This is a genomic window from Sanyastnella coralliicola (assembly GCF_030845195.1).
GTDB classification, from domain to species: domain Bacteria; phylum Bacteroidota; class Bacteroidia; order Flavobacteriales_D; family Sanyastnellaceae; genus Sanyastnella; species Sanyastnella coralliicola.
This window is the reverse complement of record NZ_CP132543.1, coordinates 955,247-972,729: the sequence shown is the minus strand read 5'-3', so window position 1 is coordinate 972,729 and position 17,483 is coordinate 955,247. Positions and strand designations below refer to the sequence as shown.

Here is a 17,483-nt window from a genome sequence, read left to right as displayed (position 1 = left end):
GTTTAACTTTCCGATACAAAGATTACACAAAACTAGATACGCTCCAAATTTTTGTTGAAGCATTTAACATATTCTTTAAACACGGAAAGTGCATTCGTGGAACGCTGAGGGACGTTTCCCGAAAGTGTAAACACTACAATTACTGGGGTTTACGCGAAGATTGAGCGAATGAGCTCCTGCCCATTCTTGTATACCTTAATGAAGCTATCGCTCTCAGATTCAACTTCACTTAATGTACGCCCTGCTAGGTGGAAAGTGCAGTCATACTGGGCAAACTCACGTTCAATGCGGTCTAAATACTGCTTCACGTGTTTTGTTGAAGGTGAAGTTGTAGAATATGATACAAAAGTCGCTCCGGCATATTTCTTTACTACCTGCACAAGGTCTTCGAACGGAACACTTTGTCCTAGGAAAATGCTGCGGAAGCCACGTGCTTTCGCCATGTAATGAATCAACAAGAGGCTGATGTCATGGATCTCACCTGTTGGCAGGTACATGATAAAGAGCTTATCAGGCACATCGTACCTTCCTTCCATGCCGTCAATGAGCGAAAAAATCTTTTGACGAATGAGGTTTGAGATGAAATGCTCTTGCGCAGGACAAATAGCACTCGTGAGCCAAAGAATGCCCACCTGAGTCATAAATGGCATGAAAAGCTTCACAAATGTTGCTTCTACTCCATTCTCCTCAATATAACTGTTCGCAACGCTGTAGAACAACTCTTCGTCGTAATTCAGCATCGAGATCTTTAGCATGTTTAAATAGTGCTGTTCTTTGGTATCGACATTATTCGCTTCACGAATAATCTTCTGCATCTCCTGCTCAGGCATGTCAGCAATGCGCGATATCTTATACCCAAGCTCTGCAAGAACGCTAACGTTCAACAACTTCTTGAGATCTTTGTCTGTATAGTATCGAATATTTGTAGACGTGCGCTTTGGTTCGAGAATGCCATACCGCTGCTCCCAAATACGAATAGTACCCGCCTTGATCCCGGTGAAAGACTCGAGATCTTTAATCGAAAATTCTTGCATTACTCTAACTGATCGTCAACTATAACAACAGTTGTACGAAAATGTTTCAAAAAAGAACATACCGCAATTGCGTTCCCTTTGACTTATCTTGCGCTAAGTGTTGACAACACACGACTTTCAATTCAAGCGAATGCTCTGCTATGCATACTATACTCTTTGATGACCATCTTGCACCTCGATTTCGACCGCTTACACTGACTCGACCAATTGGGGACCTTCGCATTGGTATCAACACCATGGCAGAACAATGGGAAGATATATTGTCATCTAAGGTGGGTTTTCACACAAATGCTGCGCTTCAAGGCCTGTTTTCTTTAAACGCTAGCGCGGAAAATCTGTTAATCAACGCTCGCGTTCTCCCGAACTTCGGATTACGAAAAACGCTCAACGATCTGGAAGCAGATCAATGCCTCGTTCAAGGAGACACCGTCATCGCTTTGCGACTCTCGGAGGAACAGCTACAATCATGGTCGCCAGCCGATGGTGTGCCAACAAGCCATTCCGCGATAGCGATAGAAGAAGGAATAGAGATCATAGAACAGATTCCTGACCTATTTGCAAAGAACCATATCGCCATTCAAGAAGATTTCAAACGCGCTTCTTACGGTAGAGTCTCTGCCGCACTCGATCCAACCTCAATGATTATTGGCGATCCGGCACTCGTATTCATTGAAGAAGGAGCAACGGTAGAAGGCGCATGGCTAAATACCACTGATGGTCCTATTTACATTGGCGCTGATGCCCATGTGATGGAAGGCAGCGTGCTGCGCGGACCCATCGCGATCTGCGATCATGCCACCGTAAAAGCAGGATCAAAAATATACGGCGCAACGACCATTGGTCCTTGGTGTAAAGTGGGTGGAGAGATCTCAAACAGCATCTTCCACAGCTACTCGAATAAGGGACATGATGGTTTTGTAGGCAATTCAGTTATTGGACAATGGTGCAACTTCGGTGCAGATACGAATACATCCAATCTGAAGAACAACTACGGACCAGTCAAGGTCTGGAATTACGCCAACAAACAATTTGAGTCGACCGGATTAACCTTTTGCGGACTCATCATGGGTGACCATAGCAAATGTGGAATTAATACCATGTTTAATACGGGTACGGTCGTTGGTGTGAGCGCTAACATCTATGGCGGAGACTTCCCTCCGAAGTTTATCCCCTCGTTCTCATGGGGAGGAAGTGATGGTTTCCAGACCTACGACTTCGATAAGGCCATGGAAACAGCTACACGAATGATGGCAAGACGAAAGGTCGATCTCACTCCAGAAGATGTGACACTTCTTCGGTCGATTTTTGACAATTCCGCCACATTCCGAGGGTAAGTCCGACAATATTTCAGTTCCTACTGAATGGCACACCCTTTGACCTTATGGGTGCATATGCGTTTCCCCGCTAGGGAAATGACAAAATGACCGAAATGAAATTCAACAACGATATAGAATTCGCCTTGTCTGATATGCAAGATCATGACTTCATTCCTTTGATCTCGCAAGAAGACGAAGAGGCGATGCACCGCGAAAAGGCCCCAGAAGAGATTCCTCTTCTCCCCCTTCGCAACACAGTTCTCTTTCCTGGTGTCGTCATTCCAATCACTGTAGGCCGAGATCGGTCTATTCGTTTGATCAATGAAGCCCATAAGAAAGACAAGATCATCGGTGTGGTGGCACAGAAAGATGCACAGATCGAGGAGCCGAATCGAGAAGACCTTCACCAAGTAGGGACGGTAGCTAGCATAGTGAAAATGCTAAAGATGCCTGATGGAAGTACAACGGTTATCATTCAAGGAAAGAAGCGATTCGAGTGGACTGAAATGATCCAAGAGCAGCCGTTCTTCAAAGCCAAGATTACAGAGTTCGACGAAGCCAAATCAGGCGCTGACGAAAAGGAAAAGGCCGCGCTACACGATAGTTTGAAAGAGCTCGCGCTGAAGATCATCAACATTTCTCCGAACATCCCGACCGAAGCCGGTTTTGCGATCAAAAACATCGAAAGCCTCTCCTTCCTAGTGAACTTCATCTCTTCTAACATGAGTGTTGATGTCACTGAAAAGCAGAAGTTGCTTGAGATGACCGATCTGAAAGAACGTGCTGAGCGCGCGTTGGAGTTGCTGAACAAGGAGCTTCAAATGCTTGAGTTGAAAAACGACATTCAGTCGAAAGTGAAAGTCGATATCGACAAGCAGCAGCGAGAGTACTTCTTGCATCAGCAGATGAAGCAGATCCAGGAAGAACTTGGAAACAACCCTGTAGCCGAAGAGATTGCAGACAAGAAGAAACGCGCCGCTGAAAAGAAGTGGAACGAAGAAATAGAAGGCGTGTTCTTGAAAGAGCTCAAGAAGCTGGAACGCATGAATCCTCAGAGTGCGGAGTTCTCAGTTCAGACGAACTACGTTGACATGCTACTTGACCTTCCTTGGGAAGAGTATTCTGAAGACAACTTCGACCTGAAGCACGCGCAAGAAATCCTTGACCGTGATCACTACGGACTAGAAAAGGTAAAAGAGCGCATCATCGAGCACTTGGCCGTGTTGAAGATCAAAGGTGACCTCAAAGCACCTATCATTTGTCTGTACGGACCTCCCGGAGTTGGTAAAACTAGTCTTGGAAAAAGTGTGGCAGAAGCCCTCGGTCGTAAATACGTCCGCATGAGTCTGGGTGGTTTACGTGACGAAGCAGAAATCCGCGGACACCGTAAGACTTACATCGGAGCGATGCCTGGTCGGATCATTCAAAACCTGAAGAAGATTGGCACTTCGAATCCACTCTTCGTGTTGGATGAGATTGACAAGCTTACCCGCGATATGCACGGTGATCCGTCATCGGCACTTTTGGAGGTACTTGATCCTGAACAAAACAGCACCTTCTACGACAACTACTTGGAGGTCGATTACGACCTCAGCAAAGTGATGTTCGTTGCAACGTGTAACAACCTTTCTACCATTCAACCGGCCCTTCGCGATCGTATGGAGATCATCGAAGTCACGGGATATACGGTGGAAGAGAAAGTTGAAATTGCTCGTCGTCACCTCATCCCTAAACACCTGAAGGAAACCGGACTTGATGAAAGCCACATCTCCTTCTCTCAGGAAGCACTCGAACAAGTAGTTGAAGCATACACCAACGAAAGTGGTGTTCGTGGACTGGAAAAACGTATTGGGAAGATCGTTCGTAACCGAGCAAAGGAAATTGCCCTTGAAGAAAAGTTCGATACCGAAGTTCGTACGGAACATCTCCACAAAATCTTGGGTGCTAGTCGTGAAAAAGACAAGTACAAAGACAACGAGCACGCAGGTGTTGTCACAGGATTAGCCTGGACACCCACTGGTGGCGACATTCTATTCATTGAGACTTCTCTCACCAAAGGAAAGGGGAAACTCACGCTCACAGGAAACCTCGGAGAAGTCATGAAGGAGTCTGCCATGCTGGCCATGGAATACTTGAAGGCGCATTCAGAACATCTAGGAATGGAACAAGAAGTCTTCGACAAATGGAACGTACACATTCACGTCCCACAAGGCGCCATTCCAAAGGATGGTCCTTCAGCAGGTATTACGATTCTTACTGCCTTGGCGTCGGCCTTCACTCAAAAGAAAGTGAAGAAATACCTCGCCATGACGGGTGAAATCACCTTGCGAGGGCAAGTTCTTCCCGTCGGTGGAATCAAAGAAAAGATTCTCGCGGCAAAACGTGCAGGAATCAAAGAGATCATCCTCTCAGAACGCAACCAAAAAGATATTGAGGAAATCAATGAGCGTTACTTGAAAGGATTGAAATTCCACTACGTGAAGGAGATGATTGATGTGATTGACAAAGCCCTGCTTAAAGAGAAAGTGGTGAATCCACTGAAGGTAGCATAAGGCTGAAAGACAATAAAATAACAAGCCGACTCTGCGCTCAGAGTCGGCTTATTTTTTGCTTGCGCTTCAAAAGTTCATCCGCCTTTCATGAGTGAGGTAATCGATACCTTAGGACGAGAAACTTGTATGTGGCGGATGTCTTTCGTTATACCGCTTCAAAAGTGCTACCATATCTATTAAGCTTCCTTGACCATCATCATAGGAGTCCTTGACATTCGTCAGGATTGACAGAAGGTAGTAACTTGCGCATCACAATAACTCGGTAGAAGCACCGTTTTCAAGCCAGTTAACCAATTCCGTGAAGAGACTCTCTATCATACTCATGCTGGCCATGGCGCCAGTGGCCTTGCTCGCTCAATTGGGCGGACAAAGCGTCTTCAATTCCCTTGACATTCCTGCTTCTGCTCGTGTAGCAGCCATGGGAGGTGCGCTTCCTGCGATCGCAGATGGAGACCTGAATCTTGCGTTATACAATCCGTCATTGCTCGATTCAACGACGCATCAATCTACCTCGTTGAGTTATGTGAACTACTTCAGCAACATCAATTTGGGATTCGCATCCTATGCGCACCATTTGGATAGCACTGACATCACACTCGCCGGACATATCCAGTATGTAGACTACGGGAACTTCACCGCTCGCGATGCTAACGGACTTGATGTCGGAAGCTTTCGAGCTGGAGACTACGCCTTGGTTTTAGGTGCAGCGAAGCCTATTGATTCGCTCTTCACCGCAGGGGTTAACCTGAAGTTCATCTACAGCAACCTTGAAAGCTATGATGCCTGGGGCGTTGCTTTAGACGGAGGTGTTACCTACATCAATCCAAAGCGCAACTTGACCGCTTCATTGGTAGTGCGCAACCTCGGACTTCAACTTGATGGTTATAGAGATGGAGTGCGTGACACGCTTCCAGTGAACTTCCAGATCGGAATTAGCAAACGCTTAAAGCACGCACCATTCCGATTCTCGGTAGTATTTGACCAACTCCAGCGTTGGGACCTGACTACTCCAGAAGACAACGTAGTGGTAGTAGACCCGATTACAGGAGAGATAATTGAAGACAACAACTTCGAATTTGGCGACAAATTGATGCGCCACGTGATCTTCGGAACAGAGTTCCTTTTAGGAGACAACTTCAAGATCAATTTCGGTTACAATTATCGACGAAGGCAAGAACTCAAACTTGAAGACCGACCGGGAACAGCAGGACTTTCATGGGGGCTTGGATTCAGAATTAAGAAGTTCTCTCTGAGCTACGGTCGAGCGATCTATCACTTCGCTGGTCCTTCGAATCATTTCACAATCACCACTAGGCTTACAGACTGGTAAGGCGAAGGCTTCCAAGGCTGACTTGAATCCGTTATATTCGCGTCAAAGTCTGACCAGTGAGAAAGAAGATTAACATCGCTATTGATGGTTATTCATCATGTGGTAAAAGCACCTTAGCCAAGTCCATCGCAAAGGAACTCAACTATATCTACATAGATACAGGTGCGATGTATCGCGCGATGACACTCTTCGCACTGAAAAGTCATCTCATTCGCAACGATGAACTCAATGTCGACAAGCTAAAAGCAATGATCGACAGCGCGTACATCACTTTCAAGTACAATACCGACACTAAGCGATCAGAAACTCATCTTAACGGTAAGAACGTCGAGAAGGAGATCAGATCTATGCAGGTTTCGAAATTCGTTAGTCCGGTCGCTGCCATTCCTGAAGTACGCATGAAGCTTGTAAAACTTCAACAGCGTATGGCAGAAGTACGCGGTGTTGTGATGGATGGCCGAGATATCGGGACCGTAGTACTCCCTGACGCAGAGGTGAAGTTCTTCATGACTGCTGACCCAGAAGTACGCGCTCAACGCCGTTTCAACGAACTCAAAAACAACGGACTCGAAGTCACTTACGAAGAAGTCCTAGAGAACGTCAAGCAACGCGATCAAATTGACTCAACTCGCTCAACTGACCCACTCCGCCAAGCCGAAGATGCCGTGGTAGTTGACAACTCGAATCTTACCATGGATGAGCAGTTTGTGTTTGCGATGAATCATGTGAATAAGGTGTTGGCTGTTCCGTCTTGAGGTGCGTTGTTCGTGGTTCGTGGTTCGTGGTTCGTGGGGCTGTTTACCACTTTTGACTTAGGTTGTGGCGTCTTCTGAGGCTGGCTTTTAGAGCATTCAATTGCTTGATAAGCACTTTGATTTCTTCCTTGACTCTTTCTACCTTTTCTGCTGAAGTATATCCAAATTGAACTGTCAGATCGAGTTGGGTTGATAATTCTGCAGCTGACCCCGTTGCATGGTTCAGATGTTTATGAAATCCAGCCGGACTGCCACTTGCTGCTCCTTCTGCGATATTCGAACTCACAGAAACCATGGTTTTAATTAGGTGTTGGTGAAACCCAAAGTCCTTGGCCTCCTTGATTGGCATAATGATATGATAGCAGTCTTTGGCTATCATCATTGACTTCTGCCACACCAACAAACGCTCCCAGTTACTTTCATTCATGCCCCGAATATATCCGAAGACTGATTCCATTCAGAAATGACTTTACCTCTGTCGCCCAAAGTTTCATCAACGCACCACGAACGCTTAGAGAGGATTGCCCTCGGGCAATCCCTACAACTCGTCTGTGTGAAATGGCACTGCGCAAAGCGAAGTGAATAATATCCCCACGCACCACGTACCACGAACCACGCACCACGCACCACAAACCACAAACCACGCACCACAAACCACAAACCACGCACCACAAACCACAAACCACGCACCACGCACCACGCTCAACAAGAATCCGCCAGCGGATTCTTGGAACGCTTGTTGTTCTTAGCTAAGTGTTGATAATTGCAAAACGCATGCGCTCGCGAGGCCTCTGCACGTTGTAATTTCGAGAGATTATGTTGAAGCGGCTCCTATCTATCATATCATTCCTTGTTCTTTTTGCGCCTATCGGCGGAACGCTGCATGCGCAGCTTCAGGATAGACGTATGCCTCCGGTGTTTTTGCAATCAGAGACACCCTGGGCTGACTCGTTGATTCAAACGATGGATTTGAAGGCGAAGATTGGACAGCTCTTCATGGTGGCCGCCTACTCGAACCGAGATGCTATGCATGTCAAGGAGATTGAGACCTTGATTTCCGAATATCAAGTGGGTGGGTTGATCTTCATGCAAGGAGGACCACAGCGCCAAGTCATTCTCAACAACAAGTATCAAGAGATAAGCGAGATTCCGTTGCTGATCTCGATGGATGCTGAATGGGGATTAGGTATGCGTTTAGACAGTGTGCTCTACTACCCTCGTCAAATGACACTGGGTGCAACCAATGATGACAATTTGATTTATGATTTCGGACTAGAACAGTCACGTCAGTTGAAGCGCATGGGAGTGCATGTGAGCTTCTCTCCTGTGGTGGATGTGAATTCAAATCCGGACAACCCCGTAATAGGGAACCGAGCTTTTGGCGAAGATCGAATGCTGGTTTCAAGGTTAGGTGAAGCATATATGCGTGGACTTCAAGACGGAGGCGTCTTGGCGAACGTCAAACACTTCCCAGGTCACGGAGATACTGATACTGACTCCCACAAAACGCTGCCATCTATCCTGCACTCAAGAGAGCGACTGGATAGCATGGAGCTCTACCCTTTCCGCACGCTCTTTAACAAGGGAGCAGGAAGCGTCATGATTGCGCACTTGAATATTCCTGCGCTTGATTCTAGTGGACTACCTTCTACCCTTTCTCGCAAGATCACCCATGATCTGTTACGTAAAGAGCTCGGCTTTCAAGGGCTTGTTTTCACAGACGCATTGAATATGCGCGGTATCGCTGATATCGCCGGACCAGGAGACGCTGAGTTCAAAGCACTGCTTGCCGGGAATGACATTCTACTTTTCGCCGGAGATGTCCCTACAGCTGCAAAGCGTATTCAGGAAGCCATTGAAACAGGAGAATTTACCGAAGAAGCCCTAGATGAACACGTGTTGAGAATTCTTCGAGCAAAGGAATGGTGTCAGGTTGCTGAAAACGATAGCATTCGTCGTGAAGGACTTTATGCTGATCTCCTCGCTCCTTCCGGACAAGCAATTCAGCGTAGAGTTATCGAAGGGTCGCTCACCGTGTTGAAAAATGAAAAGAAATTGCTGCCGCTTCGTGGGTATGAAGGAAAGAAAGTAGCCATCCTAGATTTAGGAGTGAAGAAAGCTTCCGCGTTCAGCGAACAGTTTCAGAAATACATGGACGCAGATGTCTTTGTCTACCCGAAGACTCCAGACTTTTCTGCCTCTCAGAAGATTGAATCAGAATTGAGTCAATACGACCTTGTCATTGTCAATCTTCTCGATGCAAGCAATCGTCCTTCCAAAAACTGGGGAGTGACCAACCAGAGCATGCGTATCATCTCTGCCTTGAATTCGAAAACTACAGTGGCTGTGAATCTCTTCACTAACCCGTACGCTCTTCGCAACATGCGCGGAATAGAACGCGTGAATGGACTGATGGTGGCATATCAAGACGATCCGCTGACACAGCAGATTTGTGCTGAAGCCATGGTGGGCGGTGCCTTTGCGAAAGGAACGCTTCCTGTGAGCTGTGGGTTGGTATTCCCGGCAGGTTCAGGAGATCAACTTGACCAGCTGTTGAGATTACGACATGCCATGCCCGAGTTTGAAGGACTGAATTCTGATGACCTTCTTCGCATCGACAGCATTGCCCTAGAAGGCATCAAAGAACAGGCTTACCCTGGCTGTCGTGTGCTCGTGATTAAGAATGGAAGTGTGATTGTTGACCGCAGCTACGGCTACCAAACCTACGAGAACAAGATTCCTGTTGACGGCTCAACGATTTATGATTTGGCGAGTATCACAAAGATTGTCGCTTCGACCGCTTCACTGATGCGTCTCCAAGATGAAGGGAAGATCGATCTTGACCACAACTTGTGCGACTACATTACAGTGCCAGACACCTCGTCTTGCTACAATATGAACTTGCGTGAGATGCTCAGCCATTACGCCCAGCTTCCCGCTTGGATTCCGTTCTACATGCACACGATCGATAAAGGAGAACTTCGTCCGGAACTTTACCGCAAGCAAGCTACACGCGGTTTCACAACGAAGGTCGCTGAGAATCTATTCATTCGTGACAGCTATGCTGATTCAATCTACCAAGAGCTCAATATGATTGCGCTTCGTCCAGAAAAGGAATACAAGTACAGTGACCTGGGCTACTACTTCCTTCAAAAGGTGATTGAAAAAACAAGCGGCACAAGCCTTGAGAACTTTGTAGACTCTGTATTCTACCAACCCATGGGTCTTTCGAGCATGGGGTATCTACCGCTTGAGCGACAAGACATTAAGGAGATTGCACCTACCGAATACGACATGTTGTTCCGTAAGCAATTGGTTCACGGACATGTACATGACCCAGGTGCGGCAATGCTTGGTGGTGTTGGTGGCCATGCAGGTGTTTTCGCTAACGCGGAAGATCTCGCGATCATGATGCAGATGTTCATGAACGACGGCGAATACGGTGGCGTTCAATACATTCAACCAAGCACCCTTCAGGAATACACGACTTGCCACTACTGTTACGATGACAACAGACGTGGTGTAGGCTTCGACAAACCCGCGCTAGAACCGGATTCTGGTCCAACATGCAATGATGCATCCAGCGCTAGTTTCGGTCATTCAGGATTCACAGGAACTTTGGCATGGGCTGACCCAGAAGAAGATCTTGTTTATGTATTTTTGTCGAACCGGGTTTATCCAAATGCAGACAATAGGAAACTATTGAAGATGGATATCCGCACAAACATTCAGCAGGTTATCTATGATGCGATCAGAGCGCAGAAACAACGCGAGAATCAAGACCTACTGGGTGAATTGGCTGAATAGACCACCCGGACATGTGAAATGAAGATCGGAATCGTCTGTTACCCCACCTTTGGAGGAAGTGGTGTTGTTGCCACAGAGCTTGGGAAATCATTGGCTGCGAAAGGCCATGAGATTCACTTTATCACCTACAACCAGCCGGTTCGTCTAGGGAGCTTCCGCAAGAATATCTTTTACCATGAAGTCAACGTCTCTGAGTACCCACTCTTTGACTATCCTCCTTACGAGTTGGTATTGGCAAGCAAAATGGTAGATGTAGTGAAGCACGAGAAACTCGACCTTCTTCATGTACACTATGCCATCCCTCACGCTTCTGCAGCATACACGGCGAAGAAAATTCTCGCTGAGCAAGGGATTGAACTTCCGGTAGTAACAACACTACACGGAACAGACATTACACTTCTTGGTCGCGACGCTTCATTTGAACCGGTGATCTCTTTTGCCATCAACAAAAGCGACGCGGTAACAGCTGTTTCGAATAGCTTAAAGAACGATACCTACAAACTGTTTGGAGTGAACAAAGACATCTCTGTCATTCCCAACTTCGTTTGTCTGGATCAATTCAAACTCGAAGCAAACGAAGAGCTGAGAGCTGCGCACGCCCCTAACGGTGAAAAGATCATCACCCACATTTCGAACTTCCGTCCGGTAAAACGTGTGGAAGACGTAGTGCGTGTATTCGCTGAAGTGCGCAAGAAGGTTCCTGCAAAACTTTTACTTGTAGGTGATGGACCAGAACGTAACCGCATTGAACAACTATGCCGCGAACTGCGTACTTGTGAAGATGTGATCATGCTAGGTAAGCTTAAAAATCCTGTAGAGGCGCTGTCGATTTCAGACCTCTTCTTCCTCCCTTCTGAAGCCGAGAGTTTCGGACTTTCAGCCCTGGAAGCAATGGCTGCTGGAATCCCTGTGATCTCTACGAACACTGGAGGATTACCAGAAGTGAACCGACACGGAGTTACCGGAATGATGAGTGACGTTGGCGACGTGGAAGACATGACCAAGAACACCTTGTACTTGTTAGAGAATAAAGAGCTACTGGCCAAGTTCTCGAAACAAGCCAAAGAGCGTGCGAAAGATTTCGACATTCACTCCGTTCTTCCACAGTACGAAGCATTGTACGCTCGATTGATAGAAAAACAAGCGGTAGCAAATGGCTGAACGCACCCAAACCATCGGCGAACGAATTCAGTTCAAGAGAAGTCCTGACGAGCTTCAGGTGGTCATCACCCAACAGATTCCACGCCACAAAGAAGCCATCTTCTTCGCATGGATGGTGGCACTATTCTGTGCACTTTTTGCCTTCATTTACCTTTGGTTGACCTCACCAAGCGAATCGGATCAGCGCATCTTCTTCGCTGTAGGTAGTGCCTTTGTCACCTTCTTCGTCGTACGCTATGGAAAGGTCTTTCTCTGGCGTCGTATGGGAAAAGAAATGATCCGCATCCGTGAAGAGGAATTAACTATTCGTAATGCCATCGGCTCTTCCGGAAGACCGCAAGTATTCCAAACAGACAACATCCGCAAGTTCGGTGTCATCCCCTACGACTTCACCAAGTTCGGCCAATTCATGGATCGTGCGTTCTGGGAAATGGGAGGCGAAACCCTCGGCTTCGAGCACTTCAAATCAAAAATCCGATTCGGGAAACAACTCGAAGAAAAGGAAGCCAAACAATTGGCACGAGTGATTGAGAAGGCGTTGGTTGAGATTCCGAAGCGGACGAGGGCGAAGAAGAAGAAGGCCGAAGCCTGAGGCCTAAGGCGTAAGGCCTATGGCTTATGTTTCTTTCGTGTTTTGCCTTCCATCGTTAAAGGACGGATTTCATCCGTCTCTACCATGGCATTTTCTAAGGAAAGAGGAGGCGCCTACGGCGCCACAAACCTAACCCAGCAACACCTAGACAGAACCCTCCATATCCCGTAGGTATTCTACCTCGTTGCTTGAAGATCAAGGAGAAAACCCAGTACCCTAGAGGGGTTCTATAGCTCCGGACGGATTTTATCCGTCCCTACCATGGCATTTTCTAGGGAGAGAGGAGGCGCCTACGGCGCCACAAACCTAACCCAGCAACACCTAGACAGAACCATCCATATCCCGTAGGTATTCTACCTCGTTGCTTGAAGATCAAGGAGAAAACCCAGTACCCCAGAGGGGTTCTATAGCTCCGGACGGATTTTATCCGTCCCTACCATGGCATTTTCTAGGGAGAGAGGAGGCGCCTAACGGCGCCACAAACCCAACCCTGCATCACCTAGACAGAACCCTCCATATGCCGTAGGGATTCTACCTTGTTGCTTGAAGATTAAGGAGAAAACCCAGTACCCCAGAGGGGTTCAATAATAATTAGGATATTCCCCTCATGGGCTCCAAGAAGAAATGGATCGATAAGGCTCAAGAAAATTTGCAAGAGTGTTCTCGTGAGCTGAGTGCTCTCTTTACGCCTCTTCTAGATTCGAATGGGATTGTGGATCTCAATGAGATAGAAAACCAGTCGGGTATGGCATATTCAATGGCCTTACTCTTGGGAAAGTTGTTGTTATTGGAAAATGACAAAGATCTCAGGCGTTTTGGTGCAGACGATGTGGTTCCGCTTAAGATTGAGATTTCTGAAAACCAACGGTTGGCATATTGGGGACAAATTTACTGGCTCGCACTGCCTGAAGATCACAGATGTCATAGATCTTATCAAGATCCGTTTTATGCCCTATTTGAGGTGACCGATGATCAGTTGGAAATTAAAGAGCTCTCATTCGGCGATTTAGATCGAACAGATTTAGACAGCGATCAATGGGTAGAGCAAAAAATGAATTGGATGTACGAGATGTACACCTAGATAATGAAACCTAACTATCTTCTACCATGCTCGAAATCGAATTCAGCCCACCGAATCTCAGTACCTGTGACTGTTGTGGAAATACGACTGTGCGTCTCACTAGGTTTCTTCGAGAAAATGGTGATGCATATGGGGTGTATTACTGTGTATTCACTATAGGACATGATGTCAAGGTGGTGAATGCTGTTGTGAGCCTTGGTGATTGGGGGACAGATTTCCCAGAGCAGCGGTTCGCCTTTCCTTTTCGAATCTGGATGAATGAAGGTCAATACCAAGTTGGCTTAAGAGACAAAGAAGAATGTGAGTGGGAGGACGTGGAGATTTTGGGGAAGATGCTGAATCGCGAAGAAGCCCTAAAACACCCATGGATTAAAGAAGTTTTTCATGTGACGGACCATATCGTTTGGGAAGACAAAGAAGTCATAGCTTATTTGAATGACGCATGGCCCGCTGAACAATTGTGAAACGACATTCCTGAAAGACAATTGTGAAATCAGAATTCCCAAACACCATTGTGAAACCACATTCCTCAAATACAATTGTGAACACAGAATCCAAAAACATCATTGTGAACACGAAAGTCAAATACACCATTGTGAACACAAATCCGAAAATACAATTGTGAACAGAGGGGGCACATGGACCGTGGACCGGAAGAATAATAAATAATGAATTTCAATAGTAAATGGTGAATTCAAGGTGCCGCCCGAAAGTTTATCATTCAGAATTCAGTATTTATTAATCATTATTCAAGGTGGGTCGTAGGTCGTGGGTCGTGGCTTTTTCTTCCATTCTCCTTCTAATTCTCATTCTTCCTCTCCCGTTCACCACTCAGTCTATATATAGGCAAATTCCAAACCCTCAGTGAGTTAGTCGGGGAATACGCCTGTTTCGTCTAATATTGAGTGAACAATTATGCATAACTAAGAGTCTTGTATACCTTGCTAGTGTCTTCTGAAAGGAGATGCACTTAACACACTTGAACTCGGGTCGAAAGACTCACCATTAACACATTGTACTATGAGACGAAAAATCTCAGACCATTCTGCGCGTACCTTCAAATGGGTGCGAGAGCAATACCAGATGAACCTCCGCCAATTTTCGATGGCCACCGGCATTTCTGTTGGAATGTTGAGCATGATTGAAAAAGGAAAACGACGACCAGGAGGTATCACGATCCTTAAGCTTCAGGAATTTACGGGTCAACTGATTTGTGATTTGCGTTATGCCGCGAAGCTCAATAGCAAATACGCACCATCACCGCAGTAGAAATGGAGATCGGCTACCTCGAAGCAAAGATCGTAGAGATCGATTCGATCTTGGCTAACGCTGCATAATCAATCAAATGTTTCACCTCATGAATAAATCAAGGTGTTAAGTGGAAGGGCTGCCGGTATCGGTAGCCCTTTTTTAGTCCACGATAATTTCAGTCACATTCTTGATTCACGAATTCTTTGAGAAAGCATTGTGAACCGGCGATTCTGAAATGCCATTGTGAACAGAGAACCCAGAAACACCATTGTGAACACGCATTTCTCGAATGTCATTGTGAACATGGGTCATTAAAATACGATTGTGAACACGCACTTCGCGAATGCAATTGTGAACATGGAATCTGAAAACACGATTGTGAACATAAATTCGTCTGCTTTTTGACGTTCACAAATATGCGCAACATTGATGTTTTAGTTTTCTAGTTCGAACACCCTTCTTATTTAGAGCGGCTGCAATAATTGTAGTTCAGAGCCTTCAGGTGATAGTTTGACCCACTGCCAACTTGGGAGGTTGTTATTCAATCACAATAATCTAGCCTTTGTGAAAAGTACTTATTGTATTGTTCCAAGTCTCCTTCCACTCGAAGAAGTTCAAAATAAATGCAAGCGGAGTCACGCTGGGCAATAAGATCGAAAGTAATCGCGAATGACAACAATAGTTCTGAATCACTCCATACTTCATTCCTATCAGGTCTATTCCAAATTCGTCTGAGATAGTAAAGAACACTATCAGCATCGTCATAGTAAACTTTCGATATTTCTAACTGCGTTGTTAAAAATGCCAAAGTATCAGGGTTACAGTTTAAATTCAATTCTTGATTTAAGCTTAAAACATCCTGATAATTCTTTGCTTCAAACGCACTGCTCAAAGATAGACGCAACTCATTGCAGTGATATCGATTCGAAACCTCACTTCTTGGCTTCGAAGATGGACTCGTTATGAATTCTCCTTCCTCATTTTGAGAACAAGAAATTAAAATCAACAAGATTATAGTCTTAAAATACCATTTCATGCCTTAGGTAGTACATAATCAATGTCAATTTTCTCTTTCTAATCGCCGCCTGCGGCATCTTCCGGGCTCCTGAAGTTCCCCGGACTATTTTTTTCTGACTACGATATTTGTTTGGTAGGGTAAATCTCCATCCTGAGACATAAACCGAATGTTTAATTGCCTGATCAACTTTTTTCGTGTCTCTTGCAATATTACATGAATCCTTAGCATTTCCTTCTACTAAATCGTCCAATTTGATGCTAATTCTGCCGGACTTTCAAAAGCACAACGCGTTATTGATAATCTTGTGTGCTACATCGTTGTTTGTGGGCACTTTAGTGATTTCACCGTTCACCTCTCTCTCCATTTAATTTACCAACCCACGCATAACATAAGCTGCACCTTCCATATCCCGTAGGGATACTACCTTATTGCTTGAAGATTAAAGAGAAAACCCAGTACCCCAGAGGGGTTCTATAGTTTCACCTGTCTGCGGTTTCTATTTGTGTTCATAAATTGAAAGAAATGGAGGTGACGACCTGTCAAGCTTCTAGAAAGGGAAATTTGATTTTCTATCTCAGGCTGACCTCAAACATGGTTAAGTGACAACCTACTCGCACAAATCATATACACATTCACTGATGTCTATATCGAATTCTGAAGTAGGACTTGAAAGAGCATATTCCAGTATGTCTATTTGTTCCTTCAATCGATGATCGTCACAATTACTCAGGCGATATTCTATGAATAAAGACAAAAAACCTCGATCAAACCAAAAATCCTCTTTCATGTATGTTGTCCTCAAATCTTCCATCAGAAAATTTATTGTCAAAATATCTTCAGGTGGATACTGTTTTAGAATCTTCAAAATCACATTTCTTTGAATCATCAACGAATGCTCTGGAATAGGAAAGTAGTCATTCATTGAATGAGTAAATTCTAAGCTTCCTTGCAGATTTTCAAATTCTAGAGCAACGTGCACGGAATCCATTCCCAAGCAATTCTCGCCAACCGGAGAATTTTGTAGAAAGCAATATTCTAATATCGATCTATTTGTTAATGAATCGATGAGATAAGGGGACTCAAGGCCCAGTCTCAATCTGCCTGATTCCCCATCTTCCTCAAAAGACCAGTTGGTTACATTTGAAAACTCCTCGAAGCTCCGAACTACCCCATCTAAACAAACATTCTCTTTCGTTGGTCCAGAACAGGATGTGTTGCACAAAAACACAAATAGGCTCAAAAGATGAGTTAAGCTACCCGCTGTACTTCCGAAGAAAACTACCGAATTCTGATGTATCCCCTTTACCTGCTTCATAATTAATTTTTGCTCTATACATACTGTCTTCTATTGACATCTCAGTACCTTTTTCCCATTTCGCATGTGAATCAGAAGCGTGTATAGCACCTCCAAGATTCACCCCCCACACGTTGATTTCGTAAAATGAAGCCCAAGCTGGAATACCATTTCTAGAAAATCTACTACTCACACCTTTCGTAGCAATATAATCGAAACCTAATGCAGCTCCCCTTGTCATTTTCAGCTTAGCCATATTCATGTAGTTTACATAAGAGGTGCTTACGTGCTC

The 17,483-nt window shown here is 45.4% G+C and carries 14 protein-coding genes; 10 read left to right on the top strand and 4 right to left on the bottom strand.

Annotated features, from left to right (window positions below):
* Positions 1-149: 149 nt before the first annotated feature.
* Complete coding sequence (locus tag RA156_RS04115; RefSeq protein ID WP_306643046.1) at positions 150-1,034, bottom strand: MerR family transcriptional regulator; 885 nt, start codon at positions 1,032-1,034, stop codon at positions 150-152.
* A gap of 140 nt (positions 1,035-1,174) precedes the next feature.
* Here RA156_RS04115 and RA156_RS04110 point away from each other — a divergent pair, with 140 nt between their 5' ends.
* The 4 genes from RA156_RS04110 (at position 1,175) to cmk (ending at position 6,987) form a co-directional block, all read left to right on the top strand.
* Entirely contained in the window at positions 1,175-2,368 is a 1,194-nt protein-coding gene (locus tag RA156_RS04110) for a GlmU family protein (RefSeq protein ID WP_306643044.1), read from the top strand.
* A gap of 86 nt (positions 2,369-2,454) precedes the next feature.
* Positions 2,455-4,902 (top strand): endopeptidase La, encoded by a 2,448-nt coding sequence (lon, locus tag RA156_RS04105; protein ID WP_434064825.1) that lies wholly within the window; start codon positions 2,455-2,457, stop codon positions 4,900-4,902.
* A gap of 298 nt (positions 4,903-5,200) precedes the next feature.
* A complete protein-coding gene (gene porQ, locus RA156_RS04100; RefSeq protein ID WP_306643039.1) occupies positions 5,201-6,232 on the top strand; it encodes a type IX secretion system protein PorQ in 1,032 nt (343 codons plus the stop codon).
* Positions 6,233-6,288: 56 nt separating this feature from the next.
* Complete coding sequence (gene cmk / locus RA156_RS04095; protein WP_306643037.1) at positions 6,289-6,987, top strand: (d)CMP kinase; 699 nt, start codon at positions 6,289-6,291, stop codon at positions 6,985-6,987.
* Positions 6,988-7,030: 43 nt separating this feature from the next.
* On the opposite strand, the gene RA156_RS04090 is transcribed toward cmk, so the two are convergent.
* Complete coding sequence (locus RA156_RS04090) at positions 7,031-7,414, bottom strand: four helix bundle protein (protein WP_306643035.1); 384 nt, start codon at positions 7,412-7,414, stop codon at positions 7,031-7,033.
* 389 nt (positions 7,415-7,803) lie between these two features.
* Here RA156_RS04090 and RA156_RS04085 point away from each other — a divergent pair, with 389 nt between their 5' ends.
* The 6 genes from RA156_RS04085 (at position 7,804) to RA156_RS04060 (ending at position 14,897) form a co-directional block, all read left to right on the top strand.
* Entirely contained in the window at positions 7,804-10,794 is a 2,991-nt protein-coding gene (locus tag RA156_RS04085; protein WP_306643033.1) for a serine hydrolase domain-containing protein, read from the top strand.
* Positions 10,795-10,812: 18 nt separating this feature from the next.
* Positions 10,813-11,955, top strand: coding sequence for an N-acetyl-alpha-D-glucosaminyl L-malate synthase BshA (bshA, locus tag RA156_RS04080; protein WP_306643031.1), 1,143 nt, complete (start codon positions 10,813-10,815; stop codon positions 11,953-11,955).
* A complete protein-coding gene (locus tag RA156_RS04075) occupies positions 11,948-12,547 on the top strand; it encodes a hypothetical protein (protein WP_306643029.1) in 600 nt (199 codons plus the stop codon). The genes bshA and RA156_RS04075 overlap by 8 nt, the downstream gene beginning before the upstream one ends.
* A 607-nt stretch (positions 12,548-13,154) precedes the next feature.
* Positions 13,155-13,628, top strand: a complete 474-nt coding sequence (locus RA156_RS04070) for a hypothetical protein (RefSeq protein WP_306643027.1) — start codon at positions 13,155-13,157, stop codon at positions 13,626-13,628.
* A gap of 26 nt (positions 13,629-13,654) precedes the next feature.
* Entirely contained in the window at positions 13,655-14,092 is a 438-nt protein-coding gene (locus RA156_RS04065; RefSeq protein WP_306643025.1) for a hypothetical protein, read from the top strand.
* Between the two features lie 556 nt (positions 14,093-14,648).
* Positions 14,649-14,897 carry a helix-turn-helix domain-containing protein gene (locus tag RA156_RS04060; RefSeq protein WP_306643023.1) on the top strand — a complete coding sequence of 83 codons (249 nt, stop codon included), beginning with the start codon at positions 14,649-14,651 and terminating at the stop codon, positions 14,895-14,897.
* A 1,607-nt stretch (positions 14,898-16,504) separates the two neighbouring features.
* Here the strand turns inward: RA156_RS04060 and RA156_RS04055 are convergent.
* Positions 16,505-17,212, bottom strand: a complete 708-nt coding sequence (locus tag RA156_RS04055; RefSeq protein WP_306643021.1) for a hypothetical protein — start codon at positions 17,210-17,212, stop codon at positions 16,505-16,507.
* Positions 17,151-17,447 carry a hypothetical protein gene (locus tag RA156_RS04050; protein ID WP_306643019.1) on the bottom strand — a complete coding sequence of 99 codons (297 nt, stop codon included), beginning with the start codon at positions 17,445-17,447 and terminating at the stop codon, positions 17,151-17,153. Before RA156_RS04050 ends, RA156_RS04055 begins: the two co-directional genes overlap by 62 nt.
* Positions 17,448-17,483: the final 36 nt, after the last annotated feature.

Excerpts from the sequence above, each read along its gene's own strand:
- RA156_RS04115 (WP_306643046.1), bottom strand. The coding sequence starts at position 1,034 with ATGCAAGAATTTTCGATTAAAGATCTCGAGTCTTTCACCGGGATCAAG.
- RA156_RS04110 (WP_306643044.1), top strand. The coding sequence starts at position 1,175 with ATGCATACTATACTCTTTGATGACCATCTTGCACCTCGATTTCGACCG.
- lon (WP_434064825.1), top strand. The coding sequence starts at position 2,455 with ATGACCGAAATGAAATTCAACAACGATATAGAATTCGCCTTGTCTGAT.
- RA156_RS04090 (WP_306643035.1), bottom strand. The coding sequence starts at position 7,414 with ATGAATGAAAGTAACTGGGAGCGTTTGTTGGTGTGGCAGAAGTCAATG.
- RA156_RS04085 (WP_306643033.1), top strand. The coding sequence starts at position 7,804 with ATGTTGAAGCGGCTCCTATCTATCATATCATTCCTTGTTCTTTTTGCG.
- bshA (WP_306643031.1), top strand. The coding sequence starts at position 10,813 with ATGAAGATCGGAATCGTCTGTTACCCCACCTTTGGAGGAAGTGGTGTT.
- RA156_RS04075 (WP_306643029.1), top strand. The coding sequence starts at position 11,948 with ATGGCTGAACGCACCCAAACCATCGGCGAACGAATTCAGTTCAAGAGA.
- RA156_RS04070 (WP_306643027.1), top strand. The coding sequence starts at position 13,155 with ATGGGCTCCAAGAAGAAATGGATCGATAAGGCTCAAGAAAATTTGCAA.
- RA156_RS04065 (WP_306643025.1), top strand. The coding sequence starts at position 13,655 with ATGCTCGAAATCGAATTCAGCCCACCGAATCTCAGTACCTGTGACTGT.
- RA156_RS04060 (WP_306643023.1), top strand. The coding sequence starts at position 14,649 with ATGAGACGAAAAATCTCAGACCATTCTGCGCGTACCTTCAAATGGGTG.
- RA156_RS04055 (WP_306643021.1), bottom strand. The coding sequence starts at position 17,212 with ATGAAGCAGGTAAAGGGGATACATCAGAATTCGGTAGTTTTCTTCGGA.
- RA156_RS04050 (WP_306643019.1), bottom strand. The coding sequence starts at position 17,447 with ATGGCTAAGCTGAAAATGACAAGGGGAGCTGCATTAGGTTTCGATTAT.